Origin of the sequence: Curvibacter sp. PAE-UM, assembly GCF_001432305.1 — a bacterium.
In the GTDB taxonomy this organism is placed as follows: domain Bacteria; phylum Pseudomonadota; class Gammaproteobacteria; order Burkholderiales; family Burkholderiaceae_C; genus Hylemonella.
In genome coordinates this window covers 2,757,291-2,781,425 of sequence record NZ_KQ483358.1, presented here as the reverse complement: position 1 = coordinate 2,781,425, position 24,135 = coordinate 2,757,291, and the positions used below count along the sequence as shown (strand labels likewise).

Genomic DNA, 24,135 nt, shown 5'->3' with positions numbered 1-24,135 from the left:
AACGACATGTTCAACAAAGGACAACTCGCCGGCCTCATGAAACAGGCCCAGGCCATGCAGGACAACCTCAAGAAGGCCCAGGACGAACTGGCTTTCATCGAAGTCACCGGTGAGTCCGGGGCTGGCCTGGTCAAGGTGCTCATGACCTGCAAGCACGACGTCAAGCGCATCACCATCGATCCCAGCCTGCTGGCCGACGACAAGGACATGCTGGAAGACCTGGTGGCGGCCGCCTTCAACGCGGCCGTGCGCAAGGCCGAGGAGACCAGCCAGGAGAAGATGGGCAAGCTCACGGCCGGCATGCCGGGGTTGCCTGGTGGGATGAAATTCCCGTTCTGATTCGTGTCCGACGCCCATACCCTTGATGCGCTGATCCAGGCCCTGCGCCGGTTGCCGGGCGTGGGCGTGAAGTCGGCCTCGCGCATGGCCTTTCACTTGCTGCAGCATGACCGCGAGGGCGCACAGCTCCTTTCGCGGGCCTTGCAGGAGGCGGCTACCAGCGTGCGCCATTGCGCGCGCTGCCACACCTTCAGCGAAGGCGAGATCTGCGCCACCTGCCAGGACCCGGCGCGCGACGCCAGCAAGCTCTGCGTGGTGGAAACACCTGCTGACCAGATGGCGCTGGAGCGTACCGGTGCCTACAAGGGCCTGTACTACGTGCTCATGGGCAAGCTCAGCCCGCTGGACGGCATCGGTCCGCGCGATATCGGACTCAAGCAATTCTTCGAGCGTGCCAGCGATGGCACGGTGCGCGAGGTCATCCTCGCCACCAACTTCACGGCCGAGGGTGAGGCCACGGCGCATGTGATCGCCGAGGCGCTCAAGGTGCGCGGTGTGGCCTTTACGCGGCTGGCGCGCGGCGTGCCCATCGGCAGCGAACTGGAGTACGTGGACCTGGGCACCATCGCCCACGCCTTGGTGGACCGGCGATAATCCGCCGCAGATTTCGAAAGCCCTTGCGACCCACTCTCTTCGACGAAAACATCATGACCTTTGCCCGTTTCACCCTGGCCTACTGGTGTGTCCTGATCGCCGCCCTGTTGCCCATCCTCTGCGCCGGCATCGCCAAGTCCGGCATGATGGGCAAACCCCGTCGCGAGGGTGGCTACGACAATGACAACCCGCGCGCCTGGCTGGCGCAGCAGACCGATTGGCGGGCCCGCGCGAATGCGGCGCAGCAGAACAGCTTCGAGGTGCTGCCCTTCTTCATCGGTGCGGTCATCATTGCGCACCAGCTGGGCGCCCACCAGGCACGGCTGGACGTGCTGGCCTTCCTCTTCGTCTTCCTGCGCCTGTTCTACATCATGGTCTACGTCGCGGGCATGGGCACGGCGCGTTCGGTGGTCTGGGGCGTGGGTTTCCTGGTGAACATTGCCATCCTCTTTCTCGGTTATCGCTGAGAGGCCGGGCGGCGCTGCTGCCAAGCCAGATTTAGGTGTAAACCCGCTCGGGATGTTTCCCGATGCGGGTTTTTTTGCGTCTTGATAGGCTCGATGTATCAAGATCGTCTGTACCTCGGGAGTCGCTAAAAATGTCCAAAAATCTCATCAACCGTCGTGTCTTCACGGCTGGGACGGCGCTGGCCGCCGCCGCGCTGGCCGCGCCAGCCCTGCGCGCCCAGAACCGGCCGGAAAAGACCAAGGTGGCCATTGCCGTCGGTGGCAAGGCCTCGTTCTACTACCTGCCGCTCACGCTGGCCGAGCAACTGGGCTATTTCAAGGCCGAGGGGCTGGAGGTCGAGATCAGCGACTTCGCCGGTGGTGCAAGGGCGCTGCAGGCCGTGGTGGGCGGTTCGGCCGACGTGGTCAGTGGGGCCTACGAGCACACCATCAACCTGCAGAACAAGGGCCAGATGTTCCAGGCCTTCGTGCTGCAGGGGCGTGCGCCGCAGATTGCGCTGGGCATCTCCAACAAGACCCTGCCCGGCTACAAGTCGGTGGCAGACCTCAAGGGCAAGAAGATCGGCGTGACGGCGCCGGGCTCCTCCACCAACATGATGGCCAACCTGGTGCTGTCTCGCGCCGGGATCAAGGCCGGCGACGTGAGCTTCATCGGCGTGGGCACCTCGGCGGGCGCGCTGACGGCGCTGCGCTCGGGCCAGATCGATGCCATCTGCAACATCGACCCGGTCATGACCATGCTGGAGCAGAAGGGCGATGTGCGCATCGTCTTCGACACGCGCACCCTCAAGGGCACCCGCGAAGTCTTCGGCGGTCCCATGCCGGCGGCCTGCCTGTATGCGCCCATGGAGTTCCTGCAGAAGAACCCCAACACGGCGCAGGCCCTTACCAACGCCATCGTGCACGGCCTCAAGTGGTTGCAGACCGCCGGTCCGAGCGACATCATCAAGACCGTGCCCGAGTCCTACCTGCTGGGTGACCGCGGCCTTTACCTGGCCTCCTTCGACAAGGTGCGCGAGTCGATTGCGCTCGATGGCGTCTTCCCCGAGGAGGGCGGCAAGACGGCGCTGCGCGCGCTGGCCAGCTTCGACGCCACGCTCAAGGCCGACAAGATCGATCTGGCCAAGACCTGGACCAACCAGTTCGCGGCCCGGGCCAAGGCCCGTTTCAAGGCCTGAGTCCTGCTGCCGGGCGGGTAGTCCGTGCGCAAGCGGTGCCAGAATCGCAGGGTGGCTGGTGCGTCCGGCCCTCATCCAGTTTTCAACTTGTCCTTGGGAGATTTCATGATTGCAAACATCCGGCGCTGGAGCCTGGTGCTCCTGGCCGTCATGCTGGCGTCGTGCGGCTCGAACTCGATCGGCCCTGAGCGCGACATCAACGATCCGACCAACTCACTGGTCTTTGCCTATGTCGACATGTCGGAAGCTCCGACCAAGATCGACGGCGCCAGCCTCAAGCCCCAGGGCGAGGAAGGCTACTGGCACATGACCGTGGCCGGAGACGGCCAGCTGCTGACCCAGCCCTACCTGCCCCTGGGTGCCTACCAGCTGGCCACGCTGCAGGGCTCGGGCTTCTTTGCCGGCAACAACGTCTACCGCTTCCCGACCTATGGCCGCAACGAGACGGCCGTGCGCATCCAGAAGCCCGGCATCTATTTCATGGGCGCCTATCGCTACACCAAGGTCAAGACCGGCTTCTTCGAGGGCAGCAAGTTTGCCATCGAGCGTGTCAAGTCGCCCTCCGAGGCCGAACTGCTGCAGCGCATCCAGAAAGAAGACTGGGTCAAGGGCACACAGTGGGAGGCGCGCATCCGCAGCCGTCTCGCGGAGCTAGGGAAAAAATGAGCGCGGCGGTTCTCCATGCCCTGCGCCGCCTGGCGCCGGCCTTGGGCGCGGCGCTGCTGCTGGCGGCCTGTGTGCCCACCAGCCGCATCAAGCCGGTCGAGAACCTGGCCCAGGTTCCCGCCGGCGAGACCCTGCTGGTGGGGCGCATCGAACTCGACCCGCCGCTCAAGCCCGGCGAACAGAAGCTCAGCGAACGCTATGCAGAGTACGAGCGCCTGGCCCTGGTGATCCTGGACGAGGAGCCGCGCGAGATGGACCGCTTGTCCCTGGGCGACCTGAAGCAGCGCATCAATGCACCTTTCGACCAGCACTTCTTTGTCAGCCATCCGGCCCAGCCCTTCTACATTGTCAAATCCTGGGTAGTGATGTACGCCAAGATCGAGGTCCGTTCCGGCAACTCGTCTTCGCCAGCCGATACGACCGCGCCCCTGCAGGGCCTGTTCCGCGTCGATGTGCATCCCGGCGACAAGGCGGTCTACATCGGCACCATCCGTTACCACCGCGACGAGTTCTTCGGCACCACCAAGGTCGTGGTGCGCGACGATTACGCCAGCGCCAACGCCGAGTTCCAGCGCCGCTTCGGCAAGAGCCTGAGCCTGCGCAAATCCCTCGCCGTTCCTGCCCCCCGTCCCTGAGAGCCCGTCACGCATGCCCATGGGCTCTCCCCACGCACTGGAACTTCTGGGCATCACCTGCACCTTCGCCGCGCCCGGCGGCGGGCCGTCCTACACGGCCGTGGCCGACACCACCCTGCGTGTGGCGGCCGGCGAGTTTGTCTCCGTGGTCGGCCCCACCGGTTGCGGCAAGTCCACCCTGCTCAATGTGGGGGCCGGTCTGCTGGTGCCCAGCGCCGGCGAGGTGCGTGTGTTCGGCGAGCCGCTGCGCGGCCTCAACCGGCGCGCCGGTTACATGTTCCAGACCGAAGCCCTGCTGCCCTGGCGCAGTGCGCTGGACAACGTGATGTTGGGCCTGCAGTACCGCGGCGTGCCGGATGCGCAGGCGCGCGCGCAGGCCCAGGACTGGCTGGCACGCGTGGGCCTGGCCGGCTTCGGCGACCGCTACCCGCACCAGCTCTCGGGCGGTATGCGCAAGCGCACGGCACTGGCCCAGACCCTGGCGCTGGACCCGGACATCATCCTGATGGACGAGCCCTTCAGTGCGCTGGACATCCAGACCCGCCAGTTGATGGAGGACGAGGTGCTGGAGCTCTGGGCGGCCAAAAAGAAGGCCGTGCTCTTCATCACGCACGACCTGGACGAGGCCATCGCCATGAGCGACCGCGTCGTGGTGCTGTCGGCCGGGCCGGCCACACGGCCCATGGGCGAGTTCAGCATCGACCTGGCACGCCCGCGCAACGTGGCCGAGGTGCGCAGCACGCCGCGCTTCATCGAGCTGCACACGCAGATCTGGGACGTGCTGCGCGAGGAAGTGCTCAAGGGCTACCAGCAGCAATTGAAGCGGGCCGCATGACATGACGCTCTGGCAACGCTTCAAACCCCATACCGGCAATCTGCGCCTGTGGCAGGTCGGCGTGCTGCTGGTCTTCCTGGGCCTGTGGCAGCTGGCCTCGCGCGACGTGCAGCTGGCCTTCTTCCTGGGCGAACCCATCAAGGTGGCCGGACGTGTCTGGTCCTGGTTCCTGCCCTGGCCCATCGCGCCCAACCTGCTGTTTCCCGACGGCCTGAGCGGCAATGCCGACATCTACCGCCATCTGGGCACCACGCTGCTGGAGACCTTCCTGGCCTTCGGCATCGGCACGGTGCTGGGCCTGGCCTGCGGCCTGTGGCTGGCGCTCTCGCCCCTGGCCAGCGCCATCCTCGATCCCTACATCAAGGCGGCCAACGCCATGCCGCGCGTGATCCTGGCCCCCATCTTCGCCATGTGGTTCGGCCTGGGGATCTGGAGCAAGGTGGCGCTGGCTGTCACGCTGGTGTTTTTCATCGTTTTCTTCAACGTCTACCAGGGCGTGCGCGAGGTCAGCCCCGTGGTGCTGTCCAACGCCCGCATGCTGGGCGCGAACCAGCGCCAGCTGCTGCGCACGGTCTACCTGCCCAGCGCCACGGCCTGGGTGTTCTCCAGCCTGCACACCTCGGTGGGCCTGGCCTTCGTGGGGGCGGTGGTGGGCGAGTACCTGGGCTCGGCGCGCGGCGTGGGCTACCTGATCCTGCAGGCCGAGGGGACGTTTGACGTCAACACGGTGTTTGCCGGCATCGTGGTGCTCACCACGTTTGCGCTGCTGCTCGACGGCCTGGTCGGGCGCATCGAGCGCCGGCTCATGAAATGGCAGCCGCGCCAGGGCGAGACGGAAAAGCTCTAGCTTTTCGACTCAGCGGTTGGCCACGCGTGTCGGTGTGCGCACCGCGGCCTTGGTGGCCGACGGCAGGGGGGTGCCGATGTTGGAGCGCACCGGCACCCAGCGGTGGATCACGATCTGCTGGCCCGGCTTGAAGCTGGCCGAGGTGCCGACGTTGTTCCATTCGGCCACCTTGGCCGGGGCCAGGCCGTAGCGGCGCGCGACGGTGGCCACCGAGTCCTTTTTCCCGGCTTTCAGCACGACGCGGCGCAGCACGGTCTCCGGCACCAGTGCCAGCTGGCCGTTGTCGGCGATGCGCACGGTCACGTCACGCTCCTGGCTGGCCGGGCGCGGCACGAGCAGGGTGGAGCCGGCGCGGATGATCATGTGCGTCGGGATGTCGTTGGCGTAGCGCAGATCGGCTTCGCTCATCTTCAGGCGCTTGGCCGCATCGGCGGTCTTCATGGTCGACGGCGCGATCCAGACCGTCCAGCTCGAGAGGCGGTCGCCGGCGTAGGCGTCGAGGTTGCGCTGGAAGATGGCGGCGTTGTCCCAGGGCAGCAGGATCTGCGGCGTGCCGGCGGCCAGGATGACGGGCCGGTGCAGCGAGGGGTTGAGTGCCTTGAAGTCGGCCAGCGGCACCTCGGCCAGCTTGGCGGCCAGGGCCACGTCGATGTCGCGGGTGATGGTGACGGTGTCGAAGTAGGGGTGGTTATCGATCACCGGCAGCTGGATGCGGAAAGCCCCGGGGTTGGCCACGATGTTTTTCATGGCCTGCAGCTTGGGGATGTAGTAACGCGTCTCCATGGGCATGTTCAGGTCCAGGTAACCCGTGCCCTTGCCTTGTCTGCGGTTTTTCGCAATGGCGCGCCCCACGCTGCCTTCGCCCCAGTTGTAGGAGGCCAGGGCCAGGTGCCAGTCGCCGAACATGCCGTGCAGCCGTTCCAGGTAATCGAGGGCGGCGCGCGTGGAGGCCAGCACGTCGCGCCGGTCGTCGCGAAAGGCGTTCTGCTTGAGCTGGTAGAGCTTGCCGGTGCTGGGAATGAACTGCCACATGCCGGCGGCGCGCGCGCGCGAGTAGGCCTGCGGGTTGAAGGCGCTCTCGATGAAGGGCAGCAGGGCCAGCTCGGTCGGCAGGCCGCGGCGCTCCAGCTCTTCGACGATGTGGAACAGGTACTTGCGCGAGCGTTCGGCCATGTTCTCCAGATCCTGGGGGCGCGCGGCGTACCACTGCTCGCGGCCGGGTACCAGATTGCTCTGCAGGTCGGGCATGGCAAATCCGCGGCGGATGCGCTCCCAGAGGTCGGCGGGCGGGGTCATCGCTGCCACGGTGCGCGGCGCGGCTTCATGCGGGGCGATGGGCGTCAGGTCGCCGGCCGGGTATTCGGGCTTGCGGCTGGGCTGGGCGGGTGGGCTGTAGGGCTGGGTGTCGGCGACGCTGGGTGCCTCGGAAGAAGGCGAGGTGGTGGTCTGCTCATTCGGGCCCATGCTGGCGCAGCCGCCCAGGACGAGGAACAGGCCGGCCAGGAAGGCATGGCTGAAGAATTTCATTTGAACTGGTTTTTCCACTCGCGCAGGGTCGCGAAAACGCTGACGTCGTCGTCGGCTGCTGCAGCACGGGCCTGCATGGCGCGGGCCACGGCGGGCTGGCGCGAGCGCAGGAAGGGGTTGATGTCGCGCTCGACGGCGATGGTCGAGGGCAGGGTGGGCAGCTGGCGTGCCCGCAGCGCTTCGCACTGCCGGCTGTAGTCCTGCAGCGCTGCGTTGTCGGGCTCCACCGCGCGCGCAAAGCGCAGGTTGCTCAGGGTGTATTCATGCGCACAGCACACGCGCGTATTGCCGGGCAGGGCGGCCAGGCGATCCAGCGAGGCCAGCATCTGCGCCGGCGTGCCTTCGAAGAGGCGGCCACAGCCGCCGGAAAACAGGGTGTCGCCGCAGAACAGCAGGGGCTGGCCGTCGCAGTCAGCGCCAGCCGGCGCCGGGCCGCCCCAAGCCGGCTGAGCCCCCTCGGGGGGCAGGGACGCAGTCCCGTGGGGGCCACAGTACCAGGCGATGTGGCCGGCGGTGTGCCCCGGCACGTCGAGCACGGTGAAGTGCAGGCCCAGCAGGTCCAGTGTGTCGCCATCAGCGAAGCGCTGCAGCGGCTCGGGCATGGTTTCGCCGGCCGGGCCGTAGACGGCGGCACCGGTGGCCGCGCGCAGCTCGTCCACGCCGCCGACGTGGTCGGCATGGTGGTGGGTGACTAGAATCGCCTTGAGTTGCAGGCCTTGGGCCTGCAGCGCCTGCAACACCGGTTGCTCATCACCGGGGTCGACGACGAGAGCCTGGCGCCCGTCATGCAGCATCCAGATGTAGTTATCGTCGAAGGCGGGCAGTGGAAGCAGTGTCATGAATGACGGAATTATAGGTTTGCAGGACTGGTTTGAGACCCCCGCCGGGTCTTATCTGTTGGCGTGGGAACAACAGCAGTTCGATCTGCTGGTGGCCGACATCTTCGGCTACCACGCCCTGCAGCTGGGCCTGCCTGCACTCGATGCGCTGGCCGCCAACCGCATGTCGCACCGCTGGCTGGCGACCAGCCATCCCGTTGCGCCCGGGGCCGCGAATACGCGCGCCGCCCTGCTGAGCGACTATGCGGCCCTGCCGTTTCCCGAGGCCAGCCTGGACCTGGTGGCCCTGCCGCACGCGCTGGACAGCCACCCGGATCCGCACGCCACCCTGCGCGAGGTGGCGCGCGTGCTGGTGCCGGGCGGCCGCGTGGTGCTCAGCGGCTTCAACCCTGCCAGCCTGTGGGGCTTGCGCCAGCGGCGCGAACAGCTGTGCCGGCGCGTCGGCCTGGGCACGCCGCTGCTGCCGCAGCCGCTGGAGTTCATCGGCAACTGGCGACTGCGCGACTGGCTGCGCCTGCTCGACTTCGAGGTCGAGGTCGCACACCATGGCTGTTACCGGCCGCTGGTGCGCAGCGAGAAATGGCTGGGGCGCTATGGCTGGATGGACCGCGTCGGCGCGCGCTGGTGGCCCTTCTTTGGCGCCAGCTACTTCCTGGTAGCCGTCAAGCGCGTGTATGGCGTGCGACTGCTGGAGCCGGCCTGGAGAAAAGCGAACACCAATGCCGCGGCCACCGCGCCCCTGGTACGCCGCAGCGGCGACAATCAGGCCCGCATGAATGAGGGACAAGAAACGTGAACACGGTCGAGATCTATACCGATGGCGCCTGCAAGGGCAACCCCGGCCCGGGCGGCTGGGGCGTGCTGCTGAAATCCGGCGGCGTGGAGAAGGAGCTGTTTGGCGGCGAGCGCGAGACCACCAACAATCGCATGGAGATGCTGGCCGTGATCATGGCACTGGAGTCGCTCAAGCGTCCCTGCCACGTGGTGTTGCACGCCGACAGCCAGTACGTGCTCAAGGGCATCACCGAGTGGCTGGCCGGCTGGAAGGCCAGGGGCTGGAAAACCGCGGCCAAGCAGCCGGTGAAGAACGTGGACCTGTGGCAACGGCTCGATGCTCTGGTGGCGGGGGCGGGCCATCGCATCGATTGGCGCTGGGTCAAGGGGCATGACGGCGACCCCGGCAACGAGCGTGCCGACATGCTGGCCAACCGGGGTGTCGAACGGGCCCTGGGGCGTTTGTAAAGCTTGTGCAAAGCCGCGCGCGGCTTGCCGGCCCTAAGGGCTATTGCGCATGCGGAAACGGGCACTGACTGTTACAGTCGTCAGCTGTCTCGCCCCATCCCGGGCGGGGAAACAGCCCGAGTTTTCGATTCATCCATGGCTTCCAAATTTCTTTACCCGGTGATTGCCGTTGTCGGCATCGTGGCGGCATCCGGTGCCGCGTGGTGGTACCAGAACAAGACGCCCACGGCCACGAACCGTGCGAGTGCCGGTCCGGCATCCGGTGGCGCGCCAGCCGCAGGAGGGCCAGCACGTCCGGTCACCGTGGAGGTGGCCAAGGTCCAGATCATGAAGCTGACGGACGATGCGCAGGCCGTGGGCAGCCTGCGCTCGCGCCAGGGCGTGATGTTGCGCCCCGAGGTCAGCGGGCGCATCACCCAGCTCAATTTCCGTGACGGCGAGCGCGTGCGCAAGGGTCAGCTGCTGGTGCAGTTCGACGACCAGCTGCAACTGGCGCAGATCAAGCAGAGCCAGGCCGAGTTGTCCATTGCCCAGGCCAACCACAAGCGCAACCAGGAGCTGCTGGCGCAGAACTTCGTCAGCCAGCGTTCCCTGGACGAGAGCGCGGCCAATCTGGAGGTGGCGCAGGCCAAGCTGGCGCTGGCGCAGGCCACCGCCGCGCGCCTGAAGATCCTGGCGCCCTTCGACGGCATCGCCGGCATCCGCAACGTCAACGTGGGGGATTACCTCAAGGACGGCACCGACATCGTGAACCTGGAGGACATCGATACGGTCTATGTCGACTACCGCCTGCCCGAGCGTTTCCAGACCCTGCTCAAGTCGGGGCAGAAGGCCACGGTCGAGCTCGACGCACTGCCTGGGCGCAGGTTCGAGGCGCGGGTGCAAGCCGTCGATCCGCTGATCGACGCCAATGGCCGTTCCATCGGCGTGCGTGCCAGCATCACCAACCAGCAACTGCTGCTGCGTCCCGGCATGTTTGCGCGCGTGAGCACTGTGTTCGGTTCGCGTGAAAAAGCCCGTGTGATCCCCGAAGAGGCCATCGTGCCCCAGGGGGGGCGGCAGTTCGTCATCAAGCTGGTGCCAGGGCCGGACAACGATGGCCTGGTGTCTCAGCGCGTCCCGGTGACGGTGGGTATCCGCCGTCCGGGCCAGGTCGAGATTCTCGAGGGGCTCAAGGAAGGCGATACCGTGGTCACGGCGGGCCAGCAGCGCCTGCAGCGCGACGGCAGCCCGGTCCGGGTGCTGGAGCTGAGCCGTCCTGCCAACTGAAAACAGGCACCAGGAGTCTCCATGCAACTGCCTGAAATAGCGATCCGCCGGCCGGTGTTTGCCACCGTGCTATCGCTGCTGGTCCTGTTGATCGGCGCGGTGAGCTTCACCAAGCTGCCGGTACGCGAGTACCCCAAGATCGACGAGCCGGTGGTCACCGTCACCGTGCGTTATGCCGGCGCCTCGGCCGAGGTGGTGGAGTCGCAGGTGGCCAAGCCGCTGGAGGATTCGATCGCCGGCATTGATGCGGTGGACGTCATCACCTCGATCTCGCGCGCCGAGCAGGCGCAGATCACCGTTCGTTTCCGCCTGGAGAAGGATGCCGACGCCGCCGCCGCCGAGGTGCGCGACCGCACCTCGCGCGTGCGCAACAAGCTGCCGCAAGCCATCGACGAGCCCGTCATCGCCAAGGTCGAGGCCGATGCTTTCCCTGTGATCTGGCTGGCCTTCTCCAGTGACACCCACACCCCGCTGCAGCTCAACGAGCTGATCAACCGCGTCGTCAAGCCGCGCCTGCAGACCGTCAGCGGCGCCGCCGACGTACGCATCTTCGGCGAGCGCAAGTACGCCATGCGGGTCTGGCTGGACCCGGACCGCCTGGCCGCCTACAAGCTGACGACGCAGGACGCCGAGGACGCGATCCGCCGCAGCAATCTGGAAGTGCCGGCCGGCCGCATCGAAAGCCGCCAGCGCGAGTTCTCCGTCACTTCCAACACCGACCTGATGAAACCGGCCCAGTTCGGCGAGATCGTGATCCGCACCGTCAACGGCTTCCCGGTCAAGCTGCGCGACGTGGCGCGCATCGAGGAGGGGGCAGCCGAGGAACGCACCTCGGTGCGCATCAACGGGCGCCCGGCGATTTCCGCCGGCGTGATCCGCCAGGCCACGGCCAACCCGCTGGAGCTCAGCCGCGGCGTGCGCGAGATGCTGCCCCGGCTGGAGGCCGACCTGCCCAAGGGCATCAGCATCACCATCGCCAACGACAACTCGGTCTTCATCGACCGCTCCATCAAGAACGTCTTCACCACCATCCTGGAAGCGGTGCTGCTGGTGGCGCTGGTGATCTTCGTCTTCCTGCGCACCTTCCGTGCCTCCATCATTCCCATCGTCACCATCCCGGTCAGCCTGATCGGCACCTTCGCGCTGATGGCGCTGGCGGGCTTCACCATCAACACGCTGACGCTGCTGGCCCTGGTACTGGCCATCGGCCTGGTGGTGGACGATGCCATCGTGGTGCTGGAAAACATCTACCGCCACATCGAAGAAGGCATGGAGCCCTTCAGTGCCGCCATCAAAGGTGCCAAGGAGGTGGGGTTTGCGGTGGTGGCCATGACCCTGACCCTGGCGGCCGTTTATGCGCCGCTGGCCTTCACGCCGGGACGCACCGGCCGCCTGTTCGTCGAATTTGCACTGGCGCTGGCCGGCGCGGTGATTGTCTCGGGTTTCATCGCGCTGACGCTCTCGCCCATGATGTGCTCGCGCCTGCTGCGCCACAACCCCAAGCCCTCCTTCTTCGACCGCTGGATGGAGGCCAGGCTGACGGCGCTCAGCAATGGCTACGAGCACCTGCTGCGCCGCGTGCTCGGCATGCGTTGGCTGGTGCTGGCGGTCATGAGTGCCGTGGTGCTGGCCATTGTGCTGATATTGCCCGGCATGAAGCGCGAGTTGGCGCCGCTGGAAGACCGCGGCGTGATCCTCAACGTGATCAATGCGCCCGACGGCGCCACCATGGCCTACACCGACAAGTACGCCAGCGCCATCGAGAAGATCGGCAGCCAGTACCCGGAGTTCGACCGGGTCTTCGTCGTGCTCGGCAATCCGACGGTGAGCCAGGCCAACGTGACCTTGCGCGCGGTGGACTGGGATGAGCGCAAGCGCACCACGCTGGAGATGGCGCGCGAGATGCAGCCCCGCATTGCCGCGCTGCCGGGGGTGGCAGCTTTTCCCATCACCCCGCCTTCGCTGGGCCAGGGTTTCCGTGAGCGACCCGTCAATTTCGTGATCCTGACCTCGGAGAGTTACGAAAACCTGAACCAGGTGGTGCGCCAGTTCCTCGACGAGATCGCCAAGAACCCGGGCATCCAGGGGGCCGACGTGGATTTGCGCCTGAACAAGCCCGAACTCAAGATCGACGTGAACCGCGAAAAGGCCTCGGACCTGGGGGTCGGCGTGGACGCCGTGGCGCGTGCCATCGAGACCATGCTGGGCGGTCGTCTGGTGACACGCTACAAGAAGGGCGGCGACCAGTACGACGTGATCGTGCAGACCCAGTCCGTGGGGCGCGACACGCCCGATGACATCGAACGCATCTTCGTGCGCGGTCGCAACGACACCATGATCCCGCTGGCTTCGCTGGTGACGGTGCGTGAATCAGTCTCGCCGCGTGAACTCAACCACTTCAGCCAGCGTCGCGCGGTCACCATCACGGCCAATCTGGCGCCCGACTATTCCCTGGGGCAGGCACTCGATTTCCTGGACGATGTCAGTGCCCGGGTGCTCAAGCCGGGTTACACCACCGATCTCAACGGCACCTCGCGCGAGTTCAAGAACTCGCAGGGTTCGCTCACCATCGTGTTCGTGCTGGCGCTGCTGTTCATCTTCCTGGTGCTGGCGGCCCAGTTCGAGAGCTTTGTGGATCCGCTGGTCATCATGCTGTCGGTGCCGCTGTCCATGATCGGCGCGCTGCTGGCCCTGAAGCTGAGCAATGGCTCGCTCAACGTCTACTCGCAGATCGGCCTGATCACGCTGGTGGGCCTGATCACCAAACACGGCATCCTGATCGTCGAATTTGCCAACCAGATGCGCGAGCAGGGCATGGACATGTTCGAGGCCGTGGTCAAGGCCTCCAGCCAGCGCCTGCGTCCCATCCTCATGACCACCGGTGCCATGGTGCTGGGGGCTGTCCCGCTGGCGCTGTCCACCGGTGCTGGCGCCGAGAGCCGCATCCAGATCGGCTGGGTCATCGTCGGCGGCATGACCCTGGGCACGCTGCTGACCATCTTCGTCGTGCCCACTATGTACACCCTGCTGGCGCGCAAGCACGCACCCGGGGCTGACAAGCGCACGGTCAGTGAGGCCGCAGCGCACGAGACTGAGCTGATCGCCAAGTAGTCAGCCCCTCAGGCCATGCCGCACAATCAGCGGCATGAGCCTGTCTCCCCCCAATGAATCTGGCCTGAGTTCCGTCGAAGCCGCGCGGCGCCTGGCCGAGGACGGCCCCAATGCCCTGCCGGGCGACGGTGGCCGCAGTTGGCTGCACATCGTGCGCGAGACCGTGCGCGATCCCATGTTCTCCCTGCTTCTCGCTGCAGTCGGTCTTTACCTGCTGCTGGGGGAACTGCAGGAGAGCCTGAGCCTGGCTGTGATGGTGTGTGTGGTGATCGGCTTGACGCTCTACCAGGAGGGCAAGACGGAGCGCGCCATCCAGGCGCTGCGCGACCTGTCCAGCCCGCGCGCGCGTGTCATACGCGACGGCCAAGCACAGACCCTGGCCGGCCGTGAGCTGGTGCGTGGCGATCTACTGTTGCTGGCCGAAGGCGACCGCGTGGCGGCCGATGCCGAGCTGCTCTCGGCTGGCGAGCTGCAGGTGGACGAATCCCTGCTCACGGGCGAATCGGTGCCGGTCAGCAAGAGCGCGGGTGGGGTGTCGGCGCTGCATGCCGGCACGCTGGTGGTAGACGGGCAGGGCCTGGCGCGTGTGACAGCGACCGGGCCGCGCAGCCAGATGGGGCAGATCGGTCACGCGCTGCAGACCGTGCAGGCCGAGGAGTCGCCGCTGCGGCGCCAGACCCGCACCCTGGTGCACCGGCTGGCCTGGCTGGGCCTGGGTGTGAGTGTGCTGCTGGTCGTGATCCAGGGCCTGATGCGGGATGACTGGCTGCAGGCCCTGCTGGCCGGCATTGCCCTGGCCATCTCCATGCTGCCCGAGGAGTTCACGGTGGTGCTGACCGTGCTGCCGGCGCTGGGGGCCTGGCGTCTCTCGCACCAGCAGGTCCTGACGCGCCGCATCGCTGCCATCGAGACGCTGGGCGCGACCTCGGTGCTGTGTGTGGACAAGACTGGCACGCTGACCCAGAACCGCATGCGCGTGGCCAGCCTGAGCGCGGGCGGCGCCGAACTGACGCTGGACGGGACGCCGCGCAGTGACTTGCCCGAGGACTTCCACACGCTCGTGGAGTACGCCATCCTGGCCAGCCGGGTCGATCCCTACGATCCGATGGAGCAGGCCTTTCATGCGCTGGGTCAGCAGTTCCTGGCGCAGACCGAACACCTGCACGCCCGCTGGTCACTGGTGCACGAATACGCGCTGACACCGGAGTTGCGGGCCATGGCCCACGTCTGGAAGGGCGATGCGCAGGACTCCCACGTGGTGGCGGCCAAGGGGTCACCGGAAGCCATCGTCGATCTCTGCCATCTCGATGCATCGCGTCGAGGCGAGGTGGCCGCCGCCGTCGATGCCATGGCCGCGCGTGGCCTGCGCGTGCTGGGCGTGGCGCGCGCCCGGCATCCTGGTCCGCCCTGGCCGGCGGGCGAGCATGATTTCAACTTCGAGTTCATCGGTCTGCTGGGCCTGGCGGACCCGCTGCGCGAGGAAATCCCGCAGGCCGTGCGCGAGTGCCGCGAGGCCGGCATCCGCGTGGTGATGATCACCGGCGACTACCCGGTCACGGCGCGTGCCATCGCACGCCAGGCCGGGCTCGATGCGCAGGAGGTGCTCAGCGGCGACGAGATGGAACGACTGCCGGATGCCGAACTGCAGCAGCGCCTGCGCACCGCCAGCATCTGCGCGCGTATCACCCCGGCGCAGAAGTTGCGCATCGTGCAGGCCCTGCAGGCCACCGGTGCGGTGGTGGCCATGACGGGCGACGGTGTCAACGATGCGCCGGCCCTCAAGGCGGCGCACGTGGGCGTGGCCATGGGGGCGCGTGGCACCGACGTGGCGCGCGAGGCGGCGGCCATCGTTCTGGTGGATGACAACTTTGCCTCCATCGTGCGTGCCGTGCGCCAGGGCCGGCGCATCTACACCAATCTGCGCAAGTCCATGAGCTACATCATGGCGGTGCACGTGCCCATCGCCGGCATGGCCTTGCTGCCGCTCTTGCTGGGCTGGCCCATCGTGCTGTTTCCCATGCACATCGCGCTGCTGGAGCTGGCCATCGACCCGGCCTGCGCCATGGTGTTCGAGAACGAGCCGGCCGACGACGACGTGATGCGCCAGCCGCCGCGCGACCCGGCCGCCCCGCTGTTTGCCGGCGGCACGCTGGTGCAGGCGGTGCTGCAGGGCCTGGGTGTGCTGGTGGCGGTGCTGGGGGTTTATCTCTGGGGGACGCAGCAGCTGGACGAGGCGCAGGCACGATCGCTGGCCTTCAGCACCCTGGTGCTGGGCAACCTGGCGCTGATCGTGTCCAACCGCGCCGGCCCGCGCGGCCTGCTGGCCTCGCTGTGGGTGCCCAATGGCATGCTGTGGGGCGTGATGGTCTTCACGCTGGGATTGCTCGCGCTGGCACTCTACCTGCCGCCGCTGACCGGCGTGCTGCACATGACGCCGCTGTCTGCGGGGCAACTGGGCATCGCCCTGGCGGGGGCGGGGGGCTGTCTGCTGTGGTTTGAGGCGCTCCGGGTGCTGGCGCGCCGGCGTGTTTTCCGTCGGGTCTGATCAGATCACGCCGTCGAACATCATCACGTCGACTTCGTCGCCCACGGCGACGTTGCCCTGGCCGTGATGCAGCACGATGAGCCCGTTGCCCTGCACCATGGAGCTGAGCACACCGGAGCCCTGGTTGCCGGTGGTGCGCACCTGCAGGCCGCCGTCGGCAGCGGCGCTGACGAAACCGCGCTGGTACTCGGTGCGCCCCGGCTTCTTGCGCAGGGCTTCCAGACTGCGTGCGCGCAGCAAGGGGGGCGGTGCGGCGGTGCAGCCCATCATCTGCAGCAAGGCCGGGCGCACGAAAGCCAGGAAGGTCACCATCACGGCCACGGGGTTGCCCGGTAATCCAAACAGGACAGACTTGTCTATGCGGCCCACCGCCATGGGGCGGCCCGGGCGCATGGCGATGCGCCAGAAGGCCACGTCGCCGAGTTTTTTCATCATGGCCTTGGTGTAGTCGGCCTCGCCCACGCTCACGCCACCGCTGGTGATGATGGCGTCGGCCTCGGCCGCTGCACGGCGGAAGGTGGCTTCCAGTTTCTCGGGGCTGTCACCCACGACACCATAGTCCAGCACCTCGATGCCCAGCCGTTTGAGCAGGCCGAAGACGGTGTAGCGGTTGCTGTCGTAGACCGCGCCTTCGCGCGGCGCCTCACCCAGGCTCAGGATCTCGTCGCCGGTGGAGAAGTAGGCCACCTTGAGGCGGCGCCAGACCCGCACCGTGGGGATGCCCAGGCTGGCGGCCAGGCCCAGCGCGGCCGGAGAGAGCCGGGTGCCCTGGCGCAGGGCGGGCTGGCCCTGCATCACGTCCTCACCCTTGAAGCGGCGGTTGTCGCCGGGCTGCAGCAGGCCGGGGGGAATCGTGATGATCTCGCCTTCGGTCCTGACGAACTCCTGCGGCACCACGGTGTCCAGGCCGGCGGGCATGATGGCGCCGGTCATGATGCGTACGCACTGGCCGGGCCCGACCTGACCTTGCCAGGCCTTGCCGGCCAGCGCGGTGCCCACCGGGGTCAGCGTGAGCGGGCTGTCGGCGCGCAGCTGGCGGCCGTCGAAGGCATAACCATCCATGGCCGAGTTGTCGTGCGGCGGCACGCTGACCGGGGAGATCACGTCCTGCGCCAGCACACGGTCCAGCGCGTCGAAGAGGGTCAGTTCCTCGGCCTGCGTGACGGGCTCGACCAGGCGGGCCAGGAAGTCGTTGACGGCGGCGGCGCTCAGGGCCTGCGGGTCGTAGCCCTGCAGCTCGGCGGCGATCTGCTCGATGCTTTTCATGCGGGAGACCGGGTCAGGAATTTTCGAGTTGCTTGAGCTCGGCCAGGGTGTTGGCATTGGCAAAAGCCAGCGGGTCGTCGCCGGGCCTGTCGAAGGGGACGACCACGGTCTTGTGCAACGCGGTCCAGGCGTCGATCTTGCGCCCACCCCCCTGGGTGAACTGGACCAGGCTTTCCAGCAGCTCGATGCGCAGCAGGCAGAACACCGGCTGGGTGCGCACTTTCACCTCGCCCTGCTCATCTTTCTCCGGGGCAGCGGCCATGGCGATCTCGGCCTGCTCGCGGTCCATGGCCTCGGCCAGGCGAGCGACCAGGTCCAGCGGGAAACGCGGCGAGTCGCAGGGCGCCGTCACCAGGTAGGGCGTTTCGCAGCGCTCCAGCCCGGTCAGGAAACCGGCCAGCGGGCCGGCGTAATCGGCCAGCACGTCGGGCCAGACCTCGGCGCCGAAGGATTCGTAGGCCGCCAGGTTGCGATTGGCGTTGATCATGACCTGACCCACCTGCATCTGCAGGCGCATCAGCGTGTGCAGGGCCATGGGCATGCCGTTGAAGTTCTGCAGGCCCTTGTCGACGCCGCCCATGCGGCTGCCGCGGCCGCCCGCCAGGATCAGGCCGGTGATTTCAGAAGAGTCGATCATTGAAGAATTTCTTTAGCGAGAGGAAAGTTTTGCCGCCGGGCCGTCCCAAGGAAAAACACGGCCCACTCTGGGGGCAGGGAGTCACATCCTAGCCGCCGATGTAGCTCATCTCGACGCGGCGCTGGCCGCCGTGCCCGCTGTCGGGCGGCTGGGCGCCGCGTTGTTCGGAGTATCGGTCGTCGCGTGCGCCCCAGATGTGGCCGATGGCCGATTCGATGTCGGCGTCGCTGGCGCCGTTGCGGATCAACGAGCGCAAGTCATGGCCCTGGGTCGCGAACAGGCAGAGGTAGAGCCGCCCTTCGGTGGAGAGACGGGCACGGTTGCAGTCGCCGCAGAAGGCGTGGGTGACGCTGCTGATCACACCGATCTCGCCCGCGGCCTGGTCATGGTGGCCGGCGGCATCGGCGTAACCCCAGCGCTCGGCGGTTTCGCCCGGCGCGCTGTGCCCGAGCTGCACCAGGGGCAGTTCTGCGTGGATGAGCTTGACCACCTCGGCCGAGGGCAGCACCTCGTCCATGCACCATCCGTTGGTGGCGCCCACGTCCATGTACTCGATGAAACGAAGCACCATGCCGGAGCCGTGGAAATGGCGTGCCATGCGCAGGATTTCATGCTCGTTGGTGCCGCGCTTGACCACCATATTGATCTTGATCGGGCCCAGACCGGCTTCCTTGGCGGCCTGGATGCCTTCCAGCACGTCGGCCACGGGGAAGTCGACGTCGTTCATGCGGCGAAACACGGCATCGTCCAGCCCGTCCAGGCTGACGGTCACGCGCTGCAGGCCGGCGGCCTTGAGGGCCTGGGCCTTGCGCGCCAGCAGCGAGCCGTTGGTGGTCAGCGTCAGGTCCAGGGGCTCACCATCGACGGTGCGCAAAGCGGCCAGCTGTTCGATCAGCACCTCGATGTTCTTGCGCAGCAAGGGCTCGCCGCCCGTCAGGCGGATCTTGCGCACACCATGGGCGGCAAAGAGGCGTGCCACCCGGGTGATTTCCTCGAAGCTCAGCAGGGCGCTGTGCGGCAGATAGGCATAGTCCTTGTCGAAGATTTCCTTGGGCATGCAGTAGCTGCAGCGGAAATTGCAGCGGTCGGTCACGCTGATGCGCAGGTCGCGCAGGGGGCGCCCCAACTGGTCGGCGAGCAGGCCATTGGCTGCAATGCGGGTGGCCGGGTCGAAGGCGGCCGCAGGAGCCCTCAGCGTCGGGATGCGCTGGTCGACCAGGGGGATGACACGTTCGGACATACCCTTATTGTGACCCAGCCGGCATACCCCTGGCGGCAAGGCAGAATCAGGGCAGGGATAAGAAAAAGACCAAATCCCCGGAAAACCCGCTCATGAAACGCAAGAACAATCTCATCTGCCTGTGTGTCCTCTGGGGGATGGTCGGCTGGGCTGCGGCCCAGCAGCCGGATACCGTCTCGGAAAAGGATTACCTGGACGAGGTGCCCATCGTCCTCTCGGTCTCGCGCCTGCCCCAGCGGCTGGACGAAACGCCGGGCGCGGTCACCATCATCGACAGACAGGTGATCCGCATGAGTGGCGCGCGCGACGTGGCCGACCTGCTGCGCCTGGTGCCGGGCTTTCGCGTGAGCAACTCCTTCGAGAGCAACTCGCCCCAGGGTAGCTATCACACCAGCCAGAGTGATTATTCCAATCACATGCAGATCCTGGTCGATGGCCGCTCGGTCTATTCGGTCTATCTGCGTGGCGGCACCGGGCCGGGTTTGCAGGCCGTGGCGCTGGAGGACATCGAGCGCATCGAGGTGCATCGCGGCTCCAACTCGGCGGCCTATGGCGCGCGAGCCTTCCTGGGAACGATCAACATCGTCACACGCGATCCGGTTGACACCATGGGAGCGCACGTCCAGGCCGCCACGGGTGACAACGGCATCCAGGATACGCTGGTGCGCCTGGGCTGGGGGAGTGACCAGGCGCGTTTCCGGCTCAGTGCCGATGGACGCGCTGACGACGGCTTGCGTGGCGACAGTGGCGGCGCCCGCGTCCAGCGTGTCAACCTGCGTGCCGACCTGCGTACCAGCAACCAGGACATGGTGGAGTTGCGCACCGGCCAGAGCGTGATCGAGGCGGGGGTCGGTTTTGCCGGCCAGGACGGCAATGCGCCGCGGACACGCCAGCTCGACACGGCTTTCATCCAGCTCGACTGGAAGCGCAGCCTGGGCGTGGACCAGGACCTGGCCCTGCAGGTCTCACACACGGCCGAGTCCATCCGGGACCGTTTTCCCTATGCGCCGGCGCCCGCTCTCACCATCGATTTTGGTGGCCGTGCCACCAATGAGAACGTCTCGTTGCAGCACACCCTGCGGGCCACTCCAACGCTGCGCCTGGTCTGGGGTGGCGAGTTGCGACGCGAGACCATCGTTTCGCGCCCGCTGTACGACACCGACTCAGCCTTCGTGACAGACTTCACCCGTCTGTTCAGCAACGCCGAGTGGCGCCTGCATCCGGACCTGCTGCTCAATGCCGGCGCCCTGTACGAGCGCAGCAGCATCGGCGGAGAGCACACCTCGCCGCGGGTCATGCTGAACTGGCAGGTGACCGAAGGGCATACCCTGCGTTATGGTCTGACACAGGCCTTCCGGCCACCGAGCACTTTTGAAAAATTCGCCAACGTGCGCTATTACCTCGGTGGCGCGCTCGCGGATTCGACCGATGTGGCGCGCGGCAACGTGAGCTCGGAGAAGGTCCAGACACGGGAACTGGGCTACCTGGCCGAACTGCCTGGCAAGGTATTGAGCCTGGATGTGCGGGTGTTCGAGGAAAGGGTCATCGACTTCGTCAAGCGCCCCAGTTACAGCCTGCCTGGCAGCGGCAACAACAACGAGGCTTTCGATTACGTCAATGGCGAGGATTTCAACATCCATGGCTACGAGTACCAGCTCAAATGGAAGCCTTGGCAGGACGGCCAGCTGATCTATGGTCAGGCCTGGGTCGACAGCACGCAATCGGTCGGGACAGGACGGGTCGGCCTGTACGGCAGCCAGAGCTTCATGTTCATGCAGCACCTGCCGCAGGGTTTCGATTTCAGCCTGATGTATTACCAGGCCGATGCCAGCCACTTCCCCGGTGCCGACCAGGCGGCGCCGGCCATCAGCCGCACCGATGTGCGTCTGGCCAGGGCCATGCGCCTGGGCGGCCGGCGGGCTGAACTGTCCCTGGTGGTTCAGAACCTGGGGGCTTCGTACCAGGACTTCATGCCGAGTTTCCGCTTCCATCAGCAGGCCTATGTGATGCTGCGACTGGAGAACTGATGCCCTTGTCCGCCCTGTTGCGGCATGGCCTGCCGCTTCTGCTTTTGCTGACTTTCTCGGCGGGCGTCGTGCGTGCCAACGAACCGGCGGTGCTGGTCGTGAGCAGCGAACGCAGTCCGGCCTACCTGGAGGCGGCCGAGGCGGTCGCCAGTGAACTGGGCCGGCTGACGACCGAAACCCGGCGTCAGGTTCTGCAGTTCACGGTGGCCGATTTGCCGGCTTACCGGGGAGCCGCCCCGCGCCTCTATGTTGCCCTGGGGGCCGAGGCCTGTGGCCTGCTGGTACGCACCCCGGCCCCGGCGCCGGTGTTGTGTGCCTTGCTGCCACGTGCCAGTTTCGAGCGGGTGTTGCGCGAGACCGGCCGGCGTGCCGGGGCATCGCTTTCCGCCCTGTACCTGAACCAGCCGCTGGGCCGCCAGCTCGACCTGGTGCGCCTGGCCCTGCCACAGGCGCGGCGCGTGGGCGTGTTGTGGGGCGCTGACTCACAGGCCAGCGAAGCCATGCTGGAAGCGGCCGCCCAGGCGCGCGGGCTCAAGGTGATCGGCGTGCCGGTGAAGCCGGACGAGCCGGTGTTCAACGGCTTGAAGAAGATTCTCGACGAGTCCGACCTGTTGCTGGCGCTGGCTGATCCGCAGATCTACAACGGCAGCAGCATCCAGAACATCCTCCTGGCTTCCTTCCGCGCCCAGGTGCCCATGCTGGCTTTCTCGCCGGCCTATGTGCGCGCCGGCGCCTTGATGGCGGTCTACTCGACGCCGGTGCAGATCGGTCAGCAGGCCGGTCTGATCGCCCGGGGCGTGCTGCAGGGGCAGCCGCTGGGGGTGCCGCAGTACCCCTTGCAGTTCGAGGTCAGCGTCAACGAGCACGTGGCACGCTCCCTGGGGCTGAAGCTGGATGCCGGCAACCTGGCCGAGCGTCTGCGTCGACAGGAACGAGGCTCATGAAATTCTTCGATATCCGTGACCGCATGCTGCTCGCGGCGCTGTTGCCGGTGACCCTGGTGGCTGTGCTGCTGTCGAGTGTTTTCCTGGCCGGGCGCTATGCCGACCTGGATGAAGCCCATCAGCAGCGCGCCCGTTCCCTGGCGCGCCAGCTGGCCAGTGCCAGCGAATACGGCCTGTTCTCCGCCAATGCCAGCAGCCTGCAGGCGATTGCCGCGGGTGCCCTGCGCGAGCCGGATGTGCGCTCGGTCATGATCCTGAATGCGCAGGGGCAGGCGCTGGCACGGGCGGGTTCCTCCGGGTTGACGACCCTGCCTGCGCTCGGGCCGCAGGAGCAGCGCTGGGTCGACGCCACGACCGGTCTTGAACTGTTGCTCCAGCCGGTCAATGCTTCGCAGCTGCGGCTTGATGACCTGTTTGAAGGCGGCACCCTGGCAAACCAGATGGATGCGGCACCGCTGGGACACGTGGTGATGGAAATTTCGCGCGCGGCCATGGTCTCGCGCAGTCACGACATGCTGGCCATCGGCCTGGCCGTCACGCTGGGGGGGGTGCTCTTCGGCGTTGTGCTGGCGGTGCGTATCGGGCGCGGCGTGATCCGGCCCATCCTGCGTGTCTCCGACATGATCCACCGCATAGGCCGGGGGGAGTTGTCGGTGCGCGGCCAGGTGCAGCCCGACGATCCCTTGCGCGACCTGCAGCTGGGCCTGAACCAGATGGCCGAGCACCTGCAGCAGGGGCGCGATGAGCTGGAGCAGCGGGTGGCCCTCGCGACCTCCGAACTGCGCGCCAAGAAGGAGGAAGCCGAGACCGCTACCCGGGCCAAGTCGCGTTTCCTGGCCGCGGCCAGCCACGACCTGCGCCAGCCCATACACGCGCTTGGCATGTTTGTCGCGCGGCTGGCCCAGCTGCCGCATGACCGCGAGACACGTCACCTGATCGGTAATCTGGAGGCCTCGGTGCGCGCCATGCAGGACCTGCTGGACGCGCTGCTCGACATCTCCCGCCTCGATGCCGACGCGGTGCGGGTCCAGTTGCAGCCGGTGCCACTGGCGCCCCTGTTCGATCAGTTGCGCGGTGCGCTGCAACCGGTGGCCAGTGACAAGGGCCTGCGTCTGCGTCTGCGCAGCAGCGAGACATGGGTGCAAAGCGACCCGACCCTGCTGCATCGCATCCTCCTCAATCTGATCAGCAATGCCCTGCGCTACACGGGAAACGGCGGGGTCCTGGTGGGCTGTCGACGCAGCCGCGGCGGCAGCCATTTGTGGATCGAGGTCTGGGATACGGGCGTGGGCATCGCGCCCGAGTACCAGCAGGACATCTTCCGCGAGTTCTACCAGATCGGCAATCCCGAGCGCGACCGCAGCAAGGGCCTGGGCCTGGGACTCAACATCGTGGACCGCACGGCGCGCCTGCTGGGGCACCCGCTGCAGCTGTGTTCCGTACCCGGCCACGGTACGCGCTTTCGCATCGAACTGCCGCTGGCCCAGCCCGGTGATTTGCAGTCCTTGCTGGCGGCAGCCGATCCGCTGCCTGTGGACGATGTACGCGGCCTGCGCATCCTGGTGATCGAGGATGATCGCCAGTCCGCCCAGGCACTGCGCGGCCTGCTCGATTCCTGGGGTTGCGTGGTGGCTGTCGTCGAAGGGCTGCAGGGCGCCTTGACCGTCGTCGACGGTGGTTTCGTGCCCGACCTGGTCCTCAGTGATTTCCGCTTGCGGGCCGGTGAGAGCGGCATGCAGACCCTGGAGCACCTGCGCACGACCCTGGTGAGGTCGCTGCCGGCCTGTCTGATGAGTGGTGACACCGATCCGGAGCTGATCCAGTCCTGCCGCGACGCTGGCCTGCCGCTGCTGCACAAGCCAGTGCGGCCCGCCAAGCTTCGCACCCTGATCCGCCGCCTGGCGCGACCCCAACCGGTCTAGGGCGT

General features: G+C 66.9%; 21 protein-coding genes. 16 read left to right on the top strand and 5 right to left on the bottom strand.

What is annotated here, in order from left to right; translation table 11 throughout:
* Positions 1 to 6: 6 nt before the first annotated feature.
* The 8 genes from AO057_RS13425 (at position 7) to AO057_RS13390 (ending at position 5,561) form a co-directional block, all read left to right on the top strand.
* Positions 7 to 339 (top strand): YbaB/EbfC family nucleoid-associated protein, encoded by a 333-nt coding sequence (locus AO057_RS13425; protein ID WP_057676428.1) that lies wholly within the window; start codon positions 7 to 9, stop codon positions 337 to 339.
* Positions 340 to 342: 3 nt separating this feature from the next.
* Positions 343 to 933: a recombination mediator RecR gene (recR, locus tag AO057_RS13420; RefSeq protein WP_057676427.1), complete on the top strand. Its 591-nt coding sequence runs from the start codon at positions 343 to 345 to the stop codon at positions 931 to 933.
* Positions 934 to 986: 53 nt separating this feature from the next.
* Positions 987 to 1,400 carry an MAPEG family protein gene (locus AO057_RS13415; RefSeq protein ID WP_057676426.1) on the top strand — a complete coding sequence of 138 codons (414 nt, stop codon included), beginning with the start codon at positions 987 to 989 and terminating at the stop codon, positions 1,398 to 1,400.
* 131 nt (positions 1,401 to 1,531) lie between these two features.
* Positions 1,532 to 2,578, top strand: a complete 1,047-nt coding sequence (locus AO057_RS13410) for an ABC transporter substrate-binding protein (protein ID WP_057676425.1) — start codon at positions 1,532 to 1,534, stop codon at positions 2,576 to 2,578.
* 105 nt (positions 2,579 to 2,683) lie between these two features.
* Positions 2,684 to 3,244, top strand: coding sequence for a hypothetical protein (locus tag AO057_RS13405; protein WP_057676424.1), 561 nt, complete (start codon positions 2,684 to 2,686; stop codon positions 3,242 to 3,244).
* Complete coding sequence (locus AO057_RS13400) at positions 3,241 to 3,879, top strand: hypothetical protein (protein WP_057676423.1); 639 nt, start codon at positions 3,241 to 3,243, stop codon at positions 3,877 to 3,879. The genes AO057_RS13405 and AO057_RS13400 overlap by 4 nt, the downstream gene beginning before the upstream one ends.
* 19 nt (positions 3,880 to 3,898) lie before the next feature.
* A complete protein-coding gene (locus AO057_RS13395; RefSeq protein WP_057677299.1) occupies positions 3,899 to 4,714 on the top strand; it encodes an ABC transporter ATP-binding protein in 816 nt (271 codons plus the stop codon).
* 1 nt (position 4,715) lies between these two features.
* On the top strand, positions 4,716 to 5,561 hold the full coding sequence (locus AO057_RS13390; protein ID WP_057676422.1) for an ABC transporter permease: 846 nt from the start codon (positions 4,716 to 4,718) through the stop codon (positions 5,559 to 5,561).
* A gap of 9 nt (positions 5,562 to 5,570) precedes the next feature.
* On the opposite strand, the gene AO057_RS13385 is transcribed toward AO057_RS13390, so the two are convergent.
* Together AO057_RS13385 and gloB are read right to left on the bottom strand one after the other, a co-directional pair.
* Positions 5,571 to 7,088 carry a transglycosylase SLT domain-containing protein gene (locus tag AO057_RS13385; protein WP_057676421.1) on the bottom strand — a complete coding sequence of 506 codons (1,518 nt, stop codon included), beginning with the start codon at positions 7,086 to 7,088 and terminating at the stop codon, positions 5,571 to 5,573.
* Positions 7,085 to 7,927 (bottom strand): hydroxyacylglutathione hydrolase, encoded by an 843-nt coding sequence (gloB, locus tag AO057_RS13380; protein ID WP_057676420.1) that lies wholly within the window; start codon positions 7,925 to 7,927, stop codon positions 7,085 to 7,087. Before gloB ends, AO057_RS13385 begins: the two co-directional genes overlap by 4 nt.
* On the opposite strand from gloB, the gene AO057_RS13375 reads away from it, so the two are divergent.
* From AO057_RS13375 to AO057_RS13355, 5 genes are all read left to right on the top strand, one after another.
* Complete coding sequence (locus AO057_RS13375; RefSeq protein WP_205630026.1) at positions 7,926 to 8,723, top strand: class I SAM-dependent methyltransferase; 798 nt, start codon at positions 7,926 to 7,928, stop codon at positions 8,721 to 8,723. The two genes, gloB and AO057_RS13375, sit on opposite strands and share 2 nt — an antisense overlap.
* Positions 8,720 to 9,169 (top strand): ribonuclease HI, encoded by a 450-nt coding sequence (gene rnhA / locus AO057_RS13370; protein WP_057676418.1) that lies wholly within the window; start codon positions 8,720 to 8,722, stop codon positions 9,167 to 9,169. The genes AO057_RS13375 and rnhA overlap by 4 nt, the downstream gene beginning before the upstream one ends.
* Before the next feature lie 135 nt (positions 9,170 to 9,304).
* Complete coding sequence (locus AO057_RS13365) at positions 9,305 to 10,438, top strand: efflux RND transporter periplasmic adaptor subunit (protein WP_082605560.1); 1,134 nt, start codon at positions 9,305 to 9,307, stop codon at positions 10,436 to 10,438.
* Positions 10,439 to 10,459: 21 nt separating this feature from the next.
* Positions 10,460 to 13,549, top strand: coding sequence for an efflux RND transporter permease subunit (locus AO057_RS13360; protein ID WP_057676416.1), 3,090 nt, complete (start codon positions 10,460 to 10,462; stop codon positions 13,547 to 13,549).
* Positions 13,550 to 13,583: 34 nt separating this feature from the next.
* Positions 13,584 to 16,094, top strand: a complete 2,511-nt coding sequence (locus AO057_RS13355; RefSeq protein WP_057676415.1) for a cation-translocating P-type ATPase — start codon at positions 13,584 to 13,586, stop codon at positions 16,092 to 16,094.
* Here AO057_RS13355 and glp read toward each other — a convergent pair whose 3' ends face one another.
* From glp to moaA, 3 genes are all read right to left on the bottom strand, one after another.
* Positions 16,095 to 17,360, bottom strand: coding sequence for a molybdopterin molybdotransferase MoeA (gene glp / locus AO057_RS13350; protein WP_057676414.1), 1,266 nt, complete (start codon positions 17,358 to 17,360; stop codon positions 16,095 to 16,097).
* Positions 17,361 to 17,373: 13 nt separating this feature from the next.
* Positions 17,374 to 17,997: a molybdenum cofactor guanylyltransferase MobA gene (mobA, locus tag AO057_RS13345; RefSeq protein ID WP_057676413.1), complete on the bottom strand. Its 624-nt coding sequence runs from the start codon at positions 17,995 to 17,997 to the stop codon at positions 17,374 to 17,376.
* Between the two features lie 88 nt (positions 17,998 to 18,085).
* The gene (moaA, locus tag AO057_RS13340) at positions 18,086 to 19,237 is read right to left on the bottom strand and encodes a GTP 3',8-cyclase MoaA (protein ID WP_057676412.1); all 1,152 of its coding nucleotides are present in this window, start codon (positions 19,235 to 19,237) and stop codon (positions 18,086 to 18,088) included.
* Positions 19,238 to 19,329: 92 nt separating this feature from the next.
* Here moaA and AO057_RS13335 point away from each other — a divergent pair, with 92 nt between their 5' ends.
* From AO057_RS13335 to AO057_RS13325, 3 genes are read left to right on the top strand one after another with little or no spacing between them, the layout of a single operon-like run.
* A complete protein-coding gene (locus AO057_RS13335; protein ID WP_057676411.1) occupies positions 19,330 to 21,264 on the top strand; it encodes a TonB-dependent receptor plug domain-containing protein in 1,935 nt (644 codons plus the stop codon).
* On the top strand, positions 21,264 to 22,208 hold the full coding sequence (locus tag AO057_RS13330) for an ABC transporter substrate-binding protein (RefSeq protein WP_057676410.1): 945 nt from the start codon (positions 21,264 to 21,266) through the stop codon (positions 22,206 to 22,208). Before AO057_RS13335 ends, AO057_RS13330 begins: the two co-directional genes overlap by 1 nt.
* On the top strand, positions 22,205 to 24,130 hold the full coding sequence (locus tag AO057_RS13325) for a hybrid sensor histidine kinase/response regulator (RefSeq protein WP_057676409.1): 1,926 nt from the start codon (positions 22,205 to 22,207) through the stop codon (positions 24,128 to 24,130). The genes AO057_RS13330 and AO057_RS13325 overlap by 4 nt, the downstream gene beginning before the upstream one ends.
* Positions 24,131 to 24,135 lie beyond the last annotated feature (5 nt).